The organism is Ginsengibacter sp., assembly GCF_057362405.1.
Genome location: NZ_JBMQQG010000012.1, coordinates 1 through 20,312, shown reverse-complemented (window position 1 = coordinate 20,312; position 20,312 = coordinate 1). Strand labels below are relative to the sequence as shown.

At 41.8% G+C, this 20,312-nt stretch carries 11 protein-coding genes; 8 read left to right on the top strand and 3 right to left on the bottom strand.

Annotated elements, in window-relative coordinates; all coding sequences use genetic code 11:
• Nucleotides 1-15: 15 nt before the first annotated feature.
• Together ACO1O5_RS00885 and ACO1O5_RS00880 are read right to left on the bottom strand one after the other, a co-directional pair.
• Nucleotides 16-558 (bottom strand): TOL_0243 family YfiR-like periplasmic protein, encoded by a 543-nt coding sequence (locus ACO1O5_RS00885; protein ID WP_486267539.1) that lies wholly within the window; start codon nt 556-558, stop codon nt 16-18.
• 3 nt (nt 559-561) lie between these two features.
• Complete coding sequence (locus ACO1O5_RS00880) at nt 562-2,502, bottom strand: TOL_0244 family TonB-dependent receptor (protein ID WP_486267537.1); 1,941 nt, start codon at nt 2,500-2,502, stop codon at nt 562-564.
• 1,012 nt (nt 2,503-3,514) lie between these two features.
• On the opposite strand from ACO1O5_RS00880, the gene ACO1O5_RS00875 reads away from it, so the two are divergent.
• The 8 genes from ACO1O5_RS00875 (at nt 3,515) to ACO1O5_RS00840 (ending at nt 20,108) form a co-directional block, all read left to right on the top strand.
• Entirely contained in the window at nt 3,515-6,712 is a 3,198-nt protein-coding gene (locus ACO1O5_RS00875; protein ID WP_486267535.1) for a SusC/RagA family TonB-linked outer membrane protein, read from the top strand.
• Nucleotides 6,713-6,744: 32 nt separating this feature from the next.
• Nucleotides 6,745-8,514, top strand: a complete 1,770-nt coding sequence (locus tag ACO1O5_RS00870) for a RagB/SusD family nutrient uptake outer membrane protein (RefSeq protein WP_486267533.1) — start codon at nt 6,745-6,747, stop codon at nt 8,512-8,514.
• A gap of 829 nt (nt 8,515-9,343) precedes the next feature.
• Nucleotides 9,344-11,548 (top strand): alpha-galactosidase, encoded by a 2,205-nt coding sequence (locus ACO1O5_RS00865; protein WP_486267530.1) that lies wholly within the window; start codon nt 9,344-9,346, stop codon nt 11,546-11,548.
• A 57-nt stretch (nt 11,549-11,605) separates the two neighbouring features.
• On the top strand, nt 11,606-12,625 hold the full coding sequence (locus ACO1O5_RS00860) for a sialate O-acetylesterase (protein WP_486267528.1): 1,020 nt from the start codon (nt 11,606-11,608) through the stop codon (nt 12,623-12,625).
• A gap of 192 nt (nt 12,626-12,817) precedes the next feature.
• Nucleotides 12,818-14,032 carry a DUF6786 family protein gene (locus ACO1O5_RS00855; RefSeq protein ID WP_486267526.1) on the top strand — a complete coding sequence of 405 codons (1,215 nt, stop codon included), beginning with the start codon at nt 12,818-12,820 and terminating at the stop codon, nt 14,030-14,032.
• Nucleotides 14,033-14,046: 14 nt separating this feature from the next.
• Nucleotides 14,047-15,714 carry a glycoside hydrolase family 172 protein gene (locus ACO1O5_RS00850; protein ID WP_486267524.1) on the top strand — a complete coding sequence of 556 codons (1,668 nt, stop codon included), beginning with the start codon at nt 14,047-14,049 and terminating at the stop codon, nt 15,712-15,714.
• Nucleotides 15,715-15,848: 134 nt separating this feature from the next.
• Nucleotides 15,849-18,476 carry a glycoside hydrolase domain-containing protein gene (locus ACO1O5_RS00845; RefSeq protein ID WP_486267522.1) on the top strand — a complete coding sequence of 876 codons (2,628 nt, stop codon included), beginning with the start codon at nt 15,849-15,851 and terminating at the stop codon, nt 18,474-18,476.
• A 33-nt stretch (nt 18,477-18,509) separates the two neighbouring features.
• On the top strand, nt 18,510-20,108 hold the full coding sequence (locus ACO1O5_RS00840; protein ID WP_486267520.1) for a glycoside hydrolase family 172 protein: 1,599 nt from the start codon (nt 18,510-18,512) through the stop codon (nt 20,106-20,108).
• A 14-nt stretch (nt 20,109-20,122) separates the two neighbouring features.
• On the opposite strand, the gene ACO1O5_RS00835 is transcribed toward ACO1O5_RS00840, so the two are convergent.
• The coding region (locus tag ACO1O5_RS00835; protein ID WP_486267518.1) for a PA14 domain-containing protein at nt 20,123-20,312 on the bottom strand (190 nt) is incomplete at its 5' end.

The following is a 20,312-nucleotide window of genomic DNA, read 5'->3' as shown; positions in this document are numbered from 1 at the left end:
TCTGAGTAACATCAGTTAATTGTTATTTGGTGAAACGATTTCAGCTACTCCAAGCAACTTTGAGCTTATAGTAAGACCGGCCTCCCTTGCCTTTGCCGGGTTTACCTGTATCTTTATTTTATTGTTAATTGTGGATAACCTGATCATCCCACCGGCATCTATAAAACTAGCCGCGTCACTAACCGTAAGAATACTGCGTCCTTTAAGGGCAGTGGTGACTTCCCCTATGTGCCTGTTGTCAGCAGCGTTGATAAATAGAATATGACACAACTTAATTTCATCTACATTTTTATATTGCTGTATAGTTAACCGGTGACCATTTATACTCTCGCCGGCAATAATTTCCCGGAGGTAATTTCCAAATGGATTTTCTCCTAGTATACCGATGACAAATGGAGAACCTGTTGCTTCGGGGGAGTCCGCAGGCCATTCTACAAACTGGGTGAAATTGAATAGAAAAGCTGCTTTAACCTGGTATTCCCGGTCCCCGCTGGTTTGAAAAGCACAGGAAAATATTCCGGTTAAGAGAAGCAGGAAATGTATGTATAATCGTTTCATTGCTTAAAAATAACAGGTAACCTTACCATAAACGCTGCGTTCTATCTCCCTTGGTGAAGGCGATGACGGAATGAATTCCCTATGCCGGTCATACAATAAATCATTCCCCACTATACTTAACTCCAGCGCTTTATTAACGTGCCACCCAATCCTTGCATCTAAACCTAAATACTCCGGAACGGACGGTTTGGGTAGTTGATCAACATAGCGTATTACCGTCCCAAGATCAATACCTCCCGGCATGGTGATTTTTGATTGAACCAGTAGTTGGTTTTCCGGATCATCGCTTTCCGCTGATCCTTTATTGGAATCCTTGCTGCCCGGTTTAACAGACAGATCTTTTTTAAGTAAAGTATATCCTCCTTTGAGCTGCCACCAATCGGTGACCTGGCTGGTTACGGCCAGTTCAGCGCCATAGGTGTTGCCCTTAACTCCATTACCGAAAGTTACCGGGATACCAAAAGGAGGGGGACCTGGTTCTGCGCTGCGGATGTCATCATATACATTATAAAAAGACGATAAAGACAGGGAGAGGGATTTCGTGGGTTGAGACCGCCATCCTAATTCATAGGCAGTCATTTTTTCCGAAACAAAGTTGTCATTTCCGGAGATGAAAGTGATTGACGGTGTCAGGAAAAGGTAAAAGTCCCGGTCAATGCGGGCTGGAGTTCTGACTGCTCTTGATACAGCAGCCCATATAGTCTGGTTTTCTTTCGGTGTCCACGCCAACCGGCCGTTGGGCTGGAATTCAAAGCCGGTATATGTGTTGTGTTCCAACTTGGAACCAAGGGTGAAACGTAACTTGTCTTTGATCAACGTTACTTCATCCTGGAGAAAAGCGCTGTAGAGATACAACATTTTATGGCGGGGAAGAAAGGCAAATAGCTGCAGATTAGTAACCCTGTGATCCATGAGGCGAAGATTAGCACCGTAAGTGAGCTCGTTACGATCTCCTATCCGGTACCGGCTTTGCCAGTCGGCATCGTAGGTTTTCAGGTCTTCGCTGAAGCCATTACCAAAATCACGCAATGTATGGTCGTAATAAGCCTGCAACTGAAAATCAGGCATAGCCGGAGCGGCGTGATTCCAACGTACGAGTATATTGTCGCCATTAGCGATGACGGCGGTATCTGCAGCATCGGGATTTGGCTTGCCATGATATATATTAGACTGAAGGGTGACCTTGTCTTTTTCGGAGGCTTCCCAGTCCAGCCGGAAGCCCCCATGCAGCATCGGCCAATCATCGTGTGCATTCAATCCATTAGTGTCCAGCGTGCTTCCCAGTTTAAACCCGGTGCCATACACCCGGTAGGAAAGTTTGCTTCCCAGGTTTCCCCCATACCGGATGCTGCCTGAACCAGGCAGACTTGTGCCGGCAGCGCCTTCAACCAAAAAGCCCCTGGTATCCTTACTGCTCTTTGTAATAATATTAATCACCCCGTTAACGGCATTGGCTCCCCAGAGGGTTCCCCCGGGGCCACTAATTACTTCTATACGGTCCACGTCTTCCAGCAGCACATTTTGAACGTCCCAGAATACTCCCGCGTATAAAGGTGTATATACGGTACGGCCGTCAATGAGTACGAGCAATTTATTGGAGAGCACATTGTCGAACCCCCGGGCACTGATAGCCCACTGGCTTGAATTGACCTGTGCCACCTGTAAGTTGGCTGCCAGGCGTAGTGCCTCAGGAAGCGTCTTAGCCCCTGAATTTCGAATATCCTCCTGCGTTATAACCTGGACGGCGGACGCTGCATCTTCGAGTTTTTCCGAATGCTTTGAGACAGAAGTTATCTCAATATTCATCAATTGCTCAAGACTTAATTTTTTCAGTGAAGCTGTCGAAAGGCTGTCGGCTGACTGTCCAAAAGCCTCTTTCAACGGCAATGCCAGGATGCAAACAAACAATACCCTGGAAAGCAAGAAGCGACTGCCTGCTGTCATATTATTAGTTGGGGGTTGTTAAAATATTTATTTCGGTTTCTGGTTTTCTTTGGTTTCGTTAGAAGTTAATGCAGGATGTTTCGTTTGTAAATGGGGTAACCAAAGATAAATAAATCCGCGAACATAAATAACAGTGCAATCAAATAAAATATTTACCGCAGACCCTTGATGTCAGGAACAAGGTTGGTTACCAGCTAACGGTAACGGGGTATCTGAATAAATAGGGAAGCGCCTCCGAAAAGAACGAATCATACTGCAAAAATATGCGTACAGGCGACACCGTTATTTTTTAGAATGTTGAATCAAATCGCTGTGGATAAATGTTTCAACGGATCGTAATAACCGCTAAAGCGGATATCCGTTTCCGTTATATATTCTGGATGAACCCCTTTAAGAATCAAAGAAAATCAGGGAGTAATCCTCCGGTTAATGTTGTTTTCTCCGGAAATTTATTATAAGCAACCGGTGGCACAGCGCTGAAAGGCTGCTTTGTAATGAAAGGGGAGAATCGTAAATAGCGAATAGCTGACCGTAGAATTACATCTTATGTACCCAGGTTCCTCTTTTTCAAACTGTTGGATGCAAACAAACAGGCATCCGTTTGCTAAAATCACTTAACAAAATGTTAATCGCTGACTTTTCAAACAAAACTTCCATTGATAATTTTACCCTGACAATTATTAAACAGGTTTGGCAGGTTGTTGCTCCCTGGTATTTGAAAATATTTGTTATAAATGATTGTTTGTTGAATGGCGGGATTTTTTCAAACTGGCTGTGTAAACCATTCTGTTTTCAGGATTCTTTTTGCCTGCTTATTTGTATTTGCCGTTATTTTTTCCGGGATAAATTTAAAAAGTAAAGCGGCATCAGGGATACCCACGGATCAACCGCAAACGGGTTCAGGGGATAGTTTAATTAAGTAATAACGGAGGGGTAAGTAAGGATTCAAAAGTATTAAAAATCATTAGTGGAATTTATAAAAAAACTGATTTTTTAAATCTAAAAATAACAAATGAAAAAATTAAAACTACTGCATCGAAATTATTTTTGGCTGGTAAAGTCCCATATGAATTTTCGTAAGGCGCCTTTGCTTATGAAAATGATAACATTCATTTTGTTTTGGGGACCGGCGCTGCCTTCCTATTCGCATAATTCGTATAAGCTTCCCCGTTATGATCAACAGGAAATTACGGTATCCGGTAAAGTAACAGATGAATCAACCGGCCAGGCTTTGCCTGGCGTAAATATATTGGTTAAGGGAACATCCGACGGTACTGTTGCCGATAAGGAGGGGAAGTATTCCATATCCGTTAGCGACAGGAATGCAACACTGGTATTCACTTTTACGGGGTACGTTTCCCAGGAAATAAAAGTTGGCAATAAAACTACTATTGATGTTGCACTAATTGTAAAACCAGGAGCACTTAACGAAGTGATTGTGGTAGGTTATGGAACCCAGAAAAAATCTTCTGTTACGGGTGCCCTTACCTCAATAAAAGCTGAAGATGTTCAGGATATTCCCGTAGGAGATCTTTCCAATGCTTTGGCCGGCCGGATGAGCGGCGTATTTGTGAACCAGGCTTCGGGTGTCCCCGGATATGATGCTTCCATTCGCGTTCGTTCTGTTAACACCTGGAAAAGTACGGGTAACGATCCGTTATATGTAATAGACGGTATTATCTCTGATAAGCAATCCTTCGATGCAATGGATTTTTCGGAAGTGGATAATATTACAGTTTTGAAAGATGCCGCTTCAGGGGCAATCTATGGGGCACGTGCGGCTAACGGCGTTATACTCGTAACCACCAAAACCGGCAAAATTGGCAAATTCCAGCTAAGTTATAACTATTCATATACCGATGATAAACCTTCGAAAATTCCTCAATATGTAGGCGCCAGGGATATGGTGAAACTGGAAAATTATATGAGAACCGGTGTGGGGTTACCTGTGGCTTACGATCCGCAGGAAGTGGCATACTTTGATAAAAATGACCCTGCATTAGCGTGGCACTCATTAACTGCCCGGAACCCTACTTTAAACAGGCACACGCTTACGGCATCCGGCGGAACTGAAAAGGTAAAATATTTCATCAGCGGTTCTTATTTTGACCAAACGGCCGCAGTAGAAAATGTAGATTTTAAAAGATATAATATCCGGTCCAATCTAAACGTAGATTTTACAAAGAATTTTAGTGGTTTTGTCAACATGCAATACAGCCAGGGCCTGAATGAAAGATTTTCATACTGGAACGGTGGTGTAGGTTTTAGTATTGATCCTGATTTAGGAAGCATCTGGGGACGTACACTATACTACCTTCCCAATGCAAAACCTGAGACCTCTGATGGGAAATTCATTAACCCGGGATGGATAGGGAACCTGGTGGGATTTATTGAACAAGGGGGTACTGAAACGCAAAACCAAAGAAATGTTGATATGTTAATCGGCTTGACATACAAGGTCCCATTTGTAGATGGATTATTATTATCAGGAAAAGTAAGTCCAACCTATTTAGCTACTACGGTGCACCAGTTAGACAAAAAAGTTACCATATATGATGTAGCACATCACGGTTCCAATGGGGCTATCTATACGGATTCAATTATTGGATCACAAAAATCAGCATACCCATCCAAGGAAAAATATGCGGAGTCACAGGAAATAACCACCAATTACCAGTTGGATTTCTCAGCAAGCTATATAAAGAAATTCCGGAAACACAATTTTGATGCGCTCGCGGTATATGAGCAAAGCGAAGGTAAATACGATTATTTCTATGGTGCGAGAGAAAACTTCCCTCTCGTGCAAACAGGCCAGTTTTGGGCCACGTCAAGTTCCAGGACGGACAGTTATGTTGATGGTACCCAAAGCGAGAATGGCAGAGCTTCGTATTTAGGCAGGATATTTTATAATTATGATGAAAAATATTTTGTGAACGTCACAACCCGTCTTGACGGTTCAATGCTATTTGCGCCGGGCCATCGCTGGGGAACATTTCCGTCGGTTTCCGGTGGTTGGATAACTTCAAAGGAGAATTTCTTCAAAGTGAAATTTATTGACTATTTAAAACTTCGCGGTTCCTGGGGTTTAACTGGAAATGATGCCGTAGGCGGTTGGAAATGGCAGGAATCTTATTCGGTAAATGGGGATTATTTATTCGGAACAACTCCGCACCCCCGTTTACAATACGATGGAATTATTAACCCTGACCTGACGTGGGAAAAAACCAGGGAATTTAACTTTGGCATTGACTCACGCTTATTTAAGAATATTCTGTTCACCGCGGAATATTACAAGGGGCACAATTATGACATTTTAGATACCCGCACGGTATCACTGCCATCTTCTTTTGGCGGAACTTTGCCCCCTGAAAACTATGGAATAGTTGACACGCATGGATATGAGCTCGAACTGGGGTACAATGGAAATTTTGGCAAGGTATCGTACGGGGTAAAGGGAAATTTTGCTTATGCAACAAATAAAGTAGTGTTACAGGACGTCGCCCAGAACGCCCAAAATGTGGATAATCCAAACGGCCGGCCTACAGACTATGTTTCCATGTTAGTTTCCACTGGTATAATCCGCAATCAAAAAGCTTTGGATGCACTTCCGTCTGGTTATACTATTTATGGCATTAAACCAACTCTTGGGGCCCTGAATTTTCAGGATGTTAGTGGTCCGGGAGGGGTTCCTGACGGCAGAATTGACGATTATGACAGGCAGGTTATTAAAGGGAAACACTACCAAAATCCCTATACCTTTGGTCTGAATCTTAATGCCAGGTGGAATGGCTTTGGCGCAAATATATTTGTTCAGGGAATAACCGGTATTTCAAAATTATATAATGATGGCTATGGAAGGCGGTTCTTTGATGGCGCAAGGCCGCCGTCTTTTTGGCTGAATTCCTGGAGCGAGACTAATCCAAATGCTGCCTATCCAAAGCCAGTTCCATGGGATTATACCAGGGATAATGTGCCGTCAACTTTCTGGTTAAAAAACAGCAGTTATCTGCGCCTGCAGTATGTAAATCTTACCTACTCACTTCCCAGGAGTATTTGTGATAAAATAAAAATTTCAAATGTAACCTTTATTCTGTCAGGCACTAATTTATTCACCATTACAAAATTTAATTATTATGACCCTGCTGCTGCAGATATGAACTCATATCCTACTATGCGGTCGCTTACAATGGGGGCAAATGTTGTATTCTAACCACCTTATTATTATTTTATAAAAACAAAAAAATGAAAGCAATAAAGAGATTAATATTAGCGGGTAGTGTATTAATGCTGCTGTTTATTGTAGGATGCAGCAAGCCCCTTGATAAAAAGAATTTAGCGGCGATAAGCAGTGATGAGCTCTGGTCGAATCCTAGCGTGGCGGAGGCTTATGTAAATGATATGTACGCGAACCTGATGCCTGATAATTTTGTGGTTCCCCGCTATACAGAAGAAACAATGGGGGCCAATACAGATTACAATGGGGGACTTACCGATTACCTTAAGGGCACTTTAACCGCTGATACCTACGGTGATTGGCCCTACGATATTATCAGGAACATTAACATTTTCCTTGCAGGTATAGACAATGCAACGTTTGATGTGGCTACAAAAAATTCGTTAAAGGGCCAGGCTTTATTCTGGCGGGCCTGGACCTATTTTAGAATGGTTAAAGCCTATGGGGGGGTGCCTTTAATTTTAAAACCACAGGCAATCACCGATTCTGTTTTTGTTCCCCGCAATAAAACCACCGAATGTATTGCTCAGATTATCAAGGATCTTAATGATGCCATTCCATTGGTAGAAGATATGAGTAGTGCCGGACGTATTGATAAGTGTGTTGCGATGTCATTCAAGGGCAGGGTGCTTTTGTATTGGGCCAGTCCCCAGTTCAACCGAAATAATGATGTTTCGCGTTGGACCGATGCATATAACGCTAATAAATCAGCCCTGGATTTTTTAAATTCTATGGGTAAAGGATTGCTCGCCAATTATAAAGATATATGGACTAAAAAAATGAACGAGGAAGTCATTATGGTAAAAATGCACCAATATCCGGATTACACGGACGGATATTCGCAGGCAGCCATGCGCCCCCTTGTTTATTCAAGAGATGCTGTAGGGGGAAATGTTCCTTCGCTTGAATTGGTTAACGCCTATCCCATGAAAGATGGTTCTAAATATGATCCAGGTACCATGGATTATAGAAAGTTCTATCAAAACAGGGATCAGCGTTTTTATGCTTCAATTGCGTATAATGGAGCTGCTCCTTACATAGTTCCAATGTTCGGGAATGAAAACATGTGGACTTATTTCTATGATGGTGATGGTGATCCTTCAACTGGTATTAATGGAAAAGAATCACGAGCAGATAACGATTCGAAATTCGGAAGGGATGCTTCGAATTTATATTCGAATTCAGGATTTTATCCTGCTAAGATGATGGACGAGAACATAACATGGGATAATGTAGAAGATGGCCAGGTTGACTGGATTGAAATCAGGTATGCAGAAGTGCTGATGAATATGGCAGAGGCTGCTAATGAAATTGGCAACACAGGGGAGGCTCTTTCTGCTCTTTACAAAATCCGGCAAAGGGCCGGCATTGATGCGGGCCTTGATGGAAAATACGGTATTACAGCTTCATCGGTTCCGGAGGTCAGGCAAGCTATAATGGATGAGAGGTTTGTTGAGTTTGCTTTTGAAGGCCTGAGATTCTGGGATTTGCGCAGATGGCGCATCTACTCGTCAACCCTCAATAATTTGAAGGATCATTACCTGCATGGGTTAAGAATTGAATGGAATGGGACAACGGTATCAAGGCCTTCAGGTCTAACTGATATTAATACTATCTGGAATCAGTTTACAGCGACAGTTATGCAGGATTACAATCCGGTAGTAATGCTGGATGAAGACAAATATTCGTTCTTTGGTATACCTAAATCAATTTTAGACCGCAATAGCAATATTCAGCAAAATAATACCTGGGGTGGTAATTTTGATCCTCTACAATAATAAAACTTTTGGATGATAATTCAAGTTTGATTCGATATCACTTATAAGGTTGTATGGGTTAAAAACTATTGCTAACCAACTTTTATTCAATAATTGTCAAGGATTATGCAAACTGTATCGTTTGTTTAAAGCATTTTTATGCTTTCAAAAGATTTTTCAGAAGATTTTTTGCACAATCAGCAAAACTTGGCATTCCCTATCAAAGAGTGATGGGAGCAATATTATCCGAAGGAGGATGGAATTATCAGAGGGTATTGAATGTAGGCGGTGGAAAAAATATTGTATTTGATTAAAAACAGAAAATGGGTAATTGAAGGAAAGGCTATAAGAAATATGTGTTCTTCAACTTTTTCCCTTCTACTTTTGGAATTACAGAACCGTTGTATCCAAATTCTACTGCACAGGAATGGGAAAACCTTTAAGCCATTTCTGTAGGAGTGGGAGTAACATACATGATGAATCTTTCGCAATCATCAGTGGAGCCGTGCTGCCAAAAATATGAAATATTTCAAGCAATTCGTACCTGGGAAAATGCCGGTGTCGCGAATTCATTTAGAGGAAATTGATGAAAATACATGGAAATTATATGAGGTGAAACCATCAGGAAGATTTTTTTTTAAAATGCTTAAAAGGGCTAAAAGGTATTGAAGAATTTGTAAAAGACGAAACCCTATAATGCCCCCAGAAGCGCTTTTGTGAAGCTTGTAGAGAAGGATGATTATTTATTAAAGATAAAAGATTTGATTCAAATGAGCATGAGGAGCATATGATTTAAGCTATAAACATAATAATAAGCAGGGTTTTTATTCTAATCTCATATATCAAATTAATGAAAAAAGTATTACTTTTCTTTGTATCTCTCTTTTTATATTTTGCCTCTGTCTCTCAAAATATTATTCAAGAAAAACTGAATCGTCTCACTTCTTATTCTTTGAATGAAATGAAGTCTGCAAAAGGCGATTGGTTATTAGGAAATATTAATGCAACTACCTCAATATTTAAAAGTAGAAACGGGAAAGATTTAATCGTAACAAATGGATTAATTAGCCGTGAATTCAGAATGCAGCCTTATTTTGCCTGCTTTAGTTTTCGCAACCTGATGACGCCTAAAGAAATTATAAGAGCAATCCAGCCGGAAGCGCAAATTGAATTTGATGGCAAACCATATAATATCGGCGGTGTTAGAGGACAGTTTGAATATGGCTATATGCAATATAACTGGCTTGAAAAATTTACTCCCGATCCGAATGCTTTTCAATTAATTGATTTCAGAATACAGAATATTCAACAACGGTTTACGTGGAACCCCAAGCGTTGGGCATTAGATAAGCAATGGCCGCCAAAAGGGAAAGAGATTATATTTTATTTTGCGGCTCCCGGTAGGAATTTGGAAGGCATTAAAGTAGAAGTGCATTATGAAATGTATGATAATATTCCGTTGATGGGTAAATGGATAAGCGTGGAAAATAATAGTGATAAAGATATCCGGATAAATACTTTTAAAAATGAAATACTTTCAGTAGTGGAAGAAGAATCTGTGGTTGGAGGCGATGGCCATTTAACCACTCCGCATATCAATGTGCAAAGTGATTATTCTTTTGGAGATATGACCTCTAAATATGCCGATCATACCACTTACTGGCTTCCTGATTCATTATACACTTCGCAGGTAAATTATAATTTACAAACACCCTGTTTATTGGAAAGCAAGCCCCCCATTGGCCCGGGTTATCGTTTACAACCTCAGCAAAAATTTGATGCATTTTATACTTACGAAATGATGTATGACAGCTACGAAAAGGAACGCTGCGGCCTGGCAGAGCGTAAAATGTATCGCATTCTCGCCCCGTGGACATCTGAAAATCCCATTTTTCTTCATCTCACGACAACTGATCCAAAAAAAGTAAAAGAAGCAATCAACCAATGTGCCGCAACAGGTTTTGAAATGATCATTCTAAGTTTTGGCAGCGGATTGAATATGGAAGATACTTCTGAAGCTAATATTCAAAAAATAAAGGCACTGGTAGATTATGCACATAGCAAAGGAGTTGAGATGGGTGGATATTCACTTTTTTCCAGCAGAAGTATTGATGCGAAAGATGATGTAATTAATCCGGAAACAGGAAAACCAGGCGGAGCTATTTTCGGAAACGCGCCATGCCTGGGAAGTGAATGGGGGCTTGCCTATCTGCAAAAATTAAAAACATTTATTACCAAAACTGGTTTTGATTTGTTGGAACACGATGGGCCTTATCCCGGCGATATTTGTGCATCTTCTTTACATCCAGGGCATGAAAACATGTATGATTCACAATGGAAACAGTGGTGGCTAAGTGCTTCTTTTTATCGTATGCTGCGGGGGAAAGATATTTATGTAAATGCGCCGGATTGGTATTTTCTGAACGGCACCAGTAAAATAGCAATGGGCTACCGCGAAACTGACTGGTCATTGCCCAGAGCCCAACAGATCATTATTGAACGACAAAATATCTATGATGGTACCTGGGAAAAAACACCAAGTATGGGATGGATGTTTGTACCGTTAGTACAATATCATGGTGGTGGTGCCGGGGCTACCATTGAACCTTTGCATCAACATTTGGATGTTTACAGAACACATCTGATTCAAAATTTTGGTAGTGGCGTGCAAGCCGCCTACAGAGGGTCGCGATTATATGACACCCCGGAAACAGAAGCTATGGTTAAAGGAGTAGTGCAATGGTATAAGGAGCATCGAAAGATTTTAAATTCAGATATCATTCATCTGCGCCGACCTGATGGCAGAGATTGGGATGGGATTATGCACGTAAATCCTCTGCTAAAAGAAAAAGGATTTGTCATGCTGTACAATCCATTGGATAAGCCTGTCACAAGAAGAATTAAACTACCCTTGTATTATACAGGATTAACAACTATTGCTAAAATCAAGGTAGAAGAAAGTAAGTCGAAAATATACAAATTGGACAGAGATTATTCTGTGGAAGTAACAGTAAAAATACCGGCGGAAGGAAATGCCTGGCTGGTGGTGGAATAGAGGATTAAAAATCACGCGTATTCAGTAGTTGGTATATCATAACAATAATTCATCTCCATGCTTAAAAAGATATTTTTTCTTTCTTTTGTAATTTGTCTTTCTCTGATAGCTTTTTCACAAAAGTTAACACCAACCTATACCATTAAATCTTCAAAAGCATTGCTTGGAAGAATTATTCCGAATAATCAGAAAGATTTTATATTAGAACAAAGAGTATCTGTTCAGGAAAGCTGTAAAGTAAAAGTGTTTATACTGGCGGGCCAGTCAAATGCTGTTGGATATAATAATATCAATGAATTTCATGGAGGGGGGAAGGATTTCCGGGAGACATTCCATAAGCAATCAGGAATTCTTTTCTGGCCAGGAAGCAATGCAAGGCAAGGATTTGCAAATCTTTGGATCAAATTACAGATGGGTGTTTCTGATATTTCAGATAAGAAACCCTTTAAAGATAGTTGCTTTGGTCCTGAGATAGGGTTTGGAAAGACGCTTTCAGAAGCGTTGCCCGATGAGAGGATTGCTATTATTAAATATGCAGTAGGAGCAACTGGTATAGCCTGTAGTAGTGATTATCGTGATTATATTCCTGCTCTGAAAGGCTTTGATGATAAGGGGAGAAACTGGCACCCTCCGACTAATAATAAGAATCCTGGAATACTCTATGAAAACCTGATGGATAATATTCATGCAGCGCTTGCTTCCTTGAGAGGCATGGGTAAGAATTACGAAATCAGCGGTTTTATTTGGATGGAAGGGGAGCACGAGGCTGGAATCAGCATGAAAATGGCAAATGATTATGGAAAATTACTTACTCTTTTTATAAGAAGTGTACGTAATGATCTCGGCGTAAAAGACCTTCCTTTTGTTATTGGTGAGGTCAATAGTAACAACTGGGCATATGGTGATATTGTACGGAAACATCAAACAGAAGTTTGTCAAAGAGATCCCAATAGTCTACTTATTAAAACGACGGATCTCTCCCGGAATGGAGTTGGAGGACCGGCTCATTTCGATGCAGATGGAATGCTGAAACTTGGAAACAGATTTGCACATGGAATGCTTCAGTTGCTTATGTAGCGCTAGTTTTGTCGGGATTATGTTTATTAAGACTGATCGGTTATCATGATGGTGAAAATGCCAGGGTTCAAACACATCCACGACTTTTTCAAGCAATTTTTGCCATGCTGTTCAAAAAATGAAATTGGCAACACTTAAATCTGCATATCCGAGGCCCCATAGGGTCCAACATTTAAATAAATAATATATTTTATGAGAAAAAATACGGCCTTATTATTAATTACCGTTCTTATAATCGCTTCCTGTCATTCAAAGATTGTAAAACAGCAGCATGAAATATCAGGCCGTGACAGTGCAGGCAATGCATACGGGGACGATCGGCATTTTCTGGAGAAGCACCAGGCAATTGTAGAATTGGCAAAGGGAAATTCAAAGGTATTGATTGCGCCCGGCTACCAGGCCCGCGTGATGACCAGCACTTGTGAGGGAGATACGGGCTATAGTTTTGGATGGATTAACTACGCATTAATAAATTCCGGGAAATATATGCCGCATATTAATGCCTACGGCGGTGAAGAACGTTTCTGGATGGGACCCGAAGGTGGGCAATATGCTTTGTTCTTCAAACCAGGAGATCCTTTTGATTTGAAGCATTGGCAGACCCCTGCAATTATTGATACGGCTGGTTTTGACCTGGTAAAAAAAGATTCCACCACCGCCTCCTTTACCCGGTCATTTGACATTGAAAATTATGCGGGAACTGTGTTCCAGGTAAGAGTAGACCGCCGGATTAAGCTACTGTCTGCCAGTGAAGCGGTAGCCGTATTGAATACCCCGATATCAGGCGTCAACTGGGTAGGATATCAAACGACGAACACGATTACCAATGCCGGCGAAAACGCCTGGCTTAAACCACAGGGTGTGCTTTCTATTTGGTTGTCCAGTATGTTAAAGGCATCCCCGCAAAACACGGTAATGATTCCTTTCAGGAACGGCGGCGCCTCAAAAATAAACAGCACTTATTTTGGAAAAGTTCCGGCAGAAAGGCTTGTTAAAAAAGACAGCGTTTTATTTTTTAAAACAGATGCAAAATACAGGAGCAAGATCGGTGTTCCTCCTTCCATAGTTAAAGACCTTTTAGGTGATTACGACGCGTCGGGAAACGTTCTGACGATCATTAAATTTGATTATAAGGGCGACAGTGATTATGTTAATTCTACCTGGGAACACCAGCAATTTCCTTACAAAGGAGATGTGGTTAATTCTTATAATGACGGGCCTAATGACCTGGGCAGCCAGTTGGGTACTTTTTACGAAATGGAAACTTCCTCGCCGGCAATTGCCCTACGGAAAAACCAATCCCTGACCCATACCCAGTACATCTTCCATTTTCAGGGGAACAAGAACGAATTAAACCAAGTCGCAAAGCGATTATTAGGGGTATCACCGGATGAAGTGAACCTTTAGCAAATAGCTAAAAAATGAGAAAAATAATTTGCCTGCTATTTTGCCTGCCAGGCGTGCTTGAATTTCAAGCCAAAGCCCAGCATCAACCGGTTTGCTTTAAGTCGCTATTATTTGAAATGACCCAAGATGCGCAGCTGGCCCGTTTTCCCGACCCGGTCTACCGAACACTACAGGCAAGTAGTTATAACCGAGCATCTGTTAGTCCCGATAAGCCGGGATGGTTTGCAGATGGCGACGGCACAGGATATATCAGGGAAGGTACAACAGATGGCAGAAAAGAATATGTAATTATGGAGCATGAAGGCCCGGGCTGCATAACGCGTATGTGGACACCTTACTTTTACTACAGCCTGGAAAATCATGAGGGGCCAGCCATCCGTATTTATATTGACGGGAAGGAGCAACCGGCCTTGACCGAGAACTTCATCAAACTGCTTACCGGACAGTCCTTTGTTAGCCCTCCTTTTGCTAATCTCACCACCCGCGCAGGACTCATGTATTTGCCGATCCCATTTTCAAAAAGTTGCAAGGTGACGCTCGATGAAAAGCCGTTTTACTATTGCATTAGTTACCGGGCATATCCATCAGGTTCAAAAGTGCAATCATTTTCCATGAATGAACTGGAGCAGGCAAAATATGTTATGAATAAGACAGCTGCCGCCCTCCTGCGGCCTCCAAAGGTAACCGGAAGGATCGTGCCGGGTAAACCAACAACGCTACAGCCAAAAGATTCAACGGAGATTTCGCTTCCGCCTGGAAACCGCGCCATTCGCGATATTCAAATCAAGTTAGATACGCCTCTTGTGTGGGGTGAACTCCGCAATATATTATTGAAGATAAGTTTCGATGGACATGATAAAGTATGGTGTCCTCTAGGTGATTTCTTTTGCAGTCCGGATCAGATCAACAATTTCCAGACAAAATTTATCGGGGTCAAAAACGGAAACATGATGATTTCCAGTTGGGTTATGCCTTACCGGTCTCATGCTGAAATTCAATTGGTAAATTATTCGGGCCATTCGGTGCGATTTAAATGGAGCGTTCAAACAATCCCCTGGAAATGGGATAACCGATCTACGTATTTTCATGCGACCTGGCGCAATTACGGAGCTTTACCAGGCAATAAATTTTCTGATTTGAATTTTGTTCATATAACCGGTAAGGGATTAATAGCCGGGGATGCGCTGACAGTTCTTTCACCCAGCAAAGGATGGTGGGGTGAAGGGGATGAAAAGATTTATACGGGCAAAGCGGATCTGCAGCATCACTTCCCTTCCCTATTTGGTACCGGTACTGAAGATTACTATGGATGGGCCGGTGGCCTTGTGCCCAGTGGAAAAGATACTTTTTCCTTACCCTTTGGGTCGAACGTGCGCAATGGGAACACGGATAACCCGAGGGGCTATAATATTTGCGTGAGGAACAGAATGTTGGATGCTATCCCTTTTGAAGATGAACTCAGGTTTGACATGGAAGCTTCTCCTGGTGTAGATATCAGGCATTCTTATGATTTGTTGTCCTATTCAATGATAACCTATTGGTATAGCCGGCCGGGCGAGAAAAGTAACAGCATTCGGCATCGCGAAAAGATAAAAGAAAGGCTGATGTCGCTTTCATCCATTGATCAACGGGAACAGCAGTTAAAAGCCGGGCAGGTCATTCCGGGCAGCGAGCAGCAATAAGAAGCAAATGAATCGGATTTCAAATGAATAAAACGAAAATCTTCTAATAAATATTACCAGGATTGCATGAATAGAACGCCTCCCTGGTTGAAATATGAATGTTTAACCCTAATTTCTAAAAAAGTAAAATTTGTATGAAAATTCTTTGTTTTTCACTATTGTTTATTGTATGTATAAATACGGATGCACAGCTAACTCCAAGTAATTATATTTCTACTCAGTCTGCCATAAAGCAATACGACGACTTTTTAAAGGGAAAAGATTTTATTGTTTTTCCGGAGGTAAGAGAATTACCTATTCGTTGGTCTGACTCTCTACAGGTAAGCTGGCTCGAAAATGATTATCGTTCACGCCCGTTTATTTTGCATGCGCAGCCAGGGGAATATTTTGTCTTTCAGCTGGGCATCTGGCCAATTGGAAATGATATGAATGATGTACAAATCCGCTTTTCCAACCTGGAAAATGATCAAGGGCAAACCATCTCTTCTAAGGAAATTACGTGTTTCAATAAAGGCGGGGTGAACTACCAGGGACATCCATTTACCAAGCAAATTAATCTCCCCTTGGGGCAGGTACAGGCATTATGGATGGGAATAAATTTACCTAAGTCTGCAAAAGGGAAATATGAAGGCGCCGTTACTATTGCGGCCAACGGTGTTTCGGGCACCATAAAAATTCAGCTAGAGGTAAATGGTAGAGTATTGGCAGATCGTAGATTTGACGAAGGAAGAAGATTGTCTCGTCTAGCATGGCTTAATTCTGCAGATGGAATCAATAACAATATTACAAAGGGTTATACGGCTATTCAACGGGAAGGGAATGTTATGAAAATTTTAGGACGTACGATGGAAATAGGTAAAGACGGATTGCCAGCTAAAATAACGAGCTATTTTACCGCGTGCAACCAGGCCATTGGGAAAAACGGCCAACCGGTCATTGATGCCCCTTTTCATTTTATTATCGAAGAGACTGACGGGTCCGTCATCCGGCTACAACCCGGCAAAACGCAATTTACAGCCCAATCGCCGTCATCTATTACCTGGACAACTACCAGCACATCGGTAAACTGTAATGTTATTTGCAGCGGCAGGCTGGAGTACGATGGATTTGTGAATTACCAGCTGAGGGTGAAAGCAAAAAAAGCACTGTCAATAAAAGATATCCGCATGGAGGTGAACATGGATAAAAATAAAGCTGTTTACATGATGGGATTGAACCGGCCGGGCGGATTGCGACCCGCCGCGTGGGATTGGACATGGGACACTACTAAAAACCAGGATGCATTGTGGCTGGGAGCCGTGAACGGTGGACTGAGAATGAAGTGGAAAGCGGAAAATTATGTAGCGCCCCTTGTAAATGTATATTACGCTTTTGGAAAACTTAATCTTCCAACTTCGTGGGGAAATGAAGGAAAAGGTGGCGTTACCGTAGCTGAACAAAACAATGATGTGGTGGTAAACGCTTACTCCGGCCGCCGAAGCATGAAAGCCGGCGAAGAACAACATTATGATTTTGAATTACTGATTACCCCATTCAAAACGATCAATAAATCAGTACAGTTTGGGGCCCGGTATTACCAGTCGAGCAAGAATTCGAGCCAGGAGTTTCTAAAGGTCGCTGATTCATTAGGCGCAAATATCGTCAACGTGCACCAGGGAAACGACATCTATCCTTATATCAATTATCCTTACTCTGATGACAACATAACAAGCTTAAAAAGTGCCATAGCAGATGGTCACCAGGATCATAAGCGGGTAAAAGTATACTACACCACACGTGAACTAACGATCAACCTGCCTGAGTTATGGCCTTTTTTGAGCCTGAACGGTGAAATAATCTACCCGGGTCCGGGTATTGCGGCAAAAACAGTGACTGATCCCGATGGCCCGGATCCGTGGTTGAGGGAAAACCTTCGTGGAAGAAAATATATTCCGGCGTGGGTATCTCATTTTTCGGAGGGAAAATATGCCGGCAGGCAAGACCTGTCTGTAATTACAACTCCGGATAGCAGGTTGAATAATTTTTATGTGTCAGGCTTAGACTGGATGGTACATCACCTGAATATAGACGGAATTTACATTGATGATTGTTCAATGGATCGCATTACTATCCGGCGTGTAAGAAAGATTTTGGATAATAACCGGGAAGACGCAAATATCGATATGCATAGCTGGAATCATTTCAATGAATACGCCGGGTGGGCAAGTTGCCTGAACCTCTACATGGACTTATTTCCTTATATTGATCAGTTATGGATCGGGGAAGCCAGGAATTATGATACACCGCCAGATTACTGGCTGACAGAAATTTCCGGCATTCCTTTCGGCATACCCAGCCAGATGCTGCAGGATGGCGGTAATCCATGGCGGGGAATGGTATACGGCATGACAAACCGTGGAGGTTGGATTGGTAACTCCCCTGATCATATCTGGCATTTCTGGGATGAATATGATATTAAAGACAAAAAAATGATCGGGTATTGGGATGATGATAACCCGGTAACTGTTGATAATGATTCCATCAGGGTGACAGTCTATAAAGGTGCCAAACAATCGATTATTTCAGTAGCAAATTTTGGCAGTACCGGCCAAAAATGTTCATTGGATATAAACTTTCAAAAGTTGGGGTATAACGAGTCATCTTGTAGCTTTTTTATACCGGAGATAGAAGGCTACCAACCCGCCATGCAGTTAAATACTTTGGATCTGCTGCAGATCCCGGGCAAAAAGGGATATTTAATAATAGTAAATTCCGGTAAATAACAGATCCTGCAAAAAGAAAAATAAGCCGAAAATATGAGCGTAATTAAATTCTTATTTGCTGTGTTTATTGGAATATGCTTCAACCCGTTTATAATAAAAGCTCAAAATAGGGTCAATCCCAAACACCAGGTAATCGATTTCAGGTATTTACTTGGCGAAATGCTTAACAGGGCGGACCTGGCTGAATATCCAGCCGGATCATGGACATTGCATCATGTAAGCAGTTACGACCGGAGTTCGATAGCTGAGAACCAACCTGGATGGTTTGCTAATAAGGACTGGGATAATTATGTCCGAAAAGAGCACAACAACTGCCTCGAGGAATATGTTTTAATGGACGCGGAGGGTCCGGGTGTCATTACTCGTTTCTGGGTAGCAGGCCATCCGAATAAAAAGGCTCACTTAAGATTCTATATAGACGGACAGCGTACCCCGTTTTGGGAGGCTGATCACACTGGAGCGCTTATCGGTCAAAATGCGGAAATCGGGGCACCATTATCACAAAGATCTGTTGATCAGGATTACCTGGCAATTAATCCGGGGGCTCAGCCTGGTCATAATTTATATGCGCCTATTCCTTTTAAGCATCATATAAAGGTGACGTATGACCAAGCCCCCGGCCAGGCCGATAGTGGGTTTTGGTATAATATCGATTACAGGATATACAACAGTGATGTAAACGTTACCAGCTTTTCGGCCCAAACTCCGCTCAGGTGTGCAGCCCTGTTGCATTCGACAAATGAAGTTTTTAGTAATTTTATGGCAGAGTCAGCAAAAACTGCAGTTGTTGTTGGTGAAAAATCAACAAAAACAACTCTGTTTAATTTAACCCGGGGAGCTACAAAATCTTTAAACTTGCAGGGAACGGGCTCTGTCAGGAGCATATTTTTATCGTTACAAGGAAACAGGCTGGGCAACGCAGTTAGCAACCTCGTTTTTCAGATTGAATTTGATGGTAAATTAACGGTGAATGTTCCGGCAGGTTTTTTCTTTGGGTGCGGAGATCAGCTTGTTGAGTCTGCTAACTGGTACAGCAAAGTAGATACGGATGGAACGATGGCGAATTATTGGGTAATGCCTTATCACCATAGCGCCATTATTCGTGTTCTAAACAAAGGAAGTGAACCTATAAATGGATTTATAAAGGTTTCGTCCGGGGACTGGAAATGGGATAATAACTCCATGTACTTTCACGCCATGTTTAAGCAGATGGAAAATTATATGACGGTGGCGCAACAAGGCACGGATTTTAATTATATCGATTTGGAAAACAGGGCAGGAGTATATGCAGGCGATATTTTGCAGGTGAATAAGTCTGTTGGAGGCTGGTGGGGAGAGGGAGACGAGAAAATATACATTGATGGCAGCAAATTTCCGGATGATTTTGGAACAGGTTCAGAAGATTATTACGGGTATGCATGGGGTCATCCTGAAACGTTTAATCATATTTTTAATTCACAGCCCATAGGCAATGCAAACCTAAGCGATAAAGGAGGCACAACGGTTAATTCGCGTGAACGCAATTTGGATGCAATCCCATTTAAAAAATCTTTACGTTTTGATATGGAGTCATGGAACTGGTTTGGTGGGTCTGTAAATTATGCGTGGGCTTGTTTTTGGTATGAAAAATAAATGATTATTAAGAATCAGTGAAACAAAACATTCGCAGGAATCGTTTCTTTATTTCCTTTACTATTTTGCCAGGAAACTTTCAACTCGTTGCCACCACCAGCATCAAAATAAGCAACCTTTATTTTATGGTATCCTTTTTTCAAAGCCGCTTTGCCAGCCGCTTCTGTGCCGCCATGCTCACCATCGTTATCTACCACTTCTTCA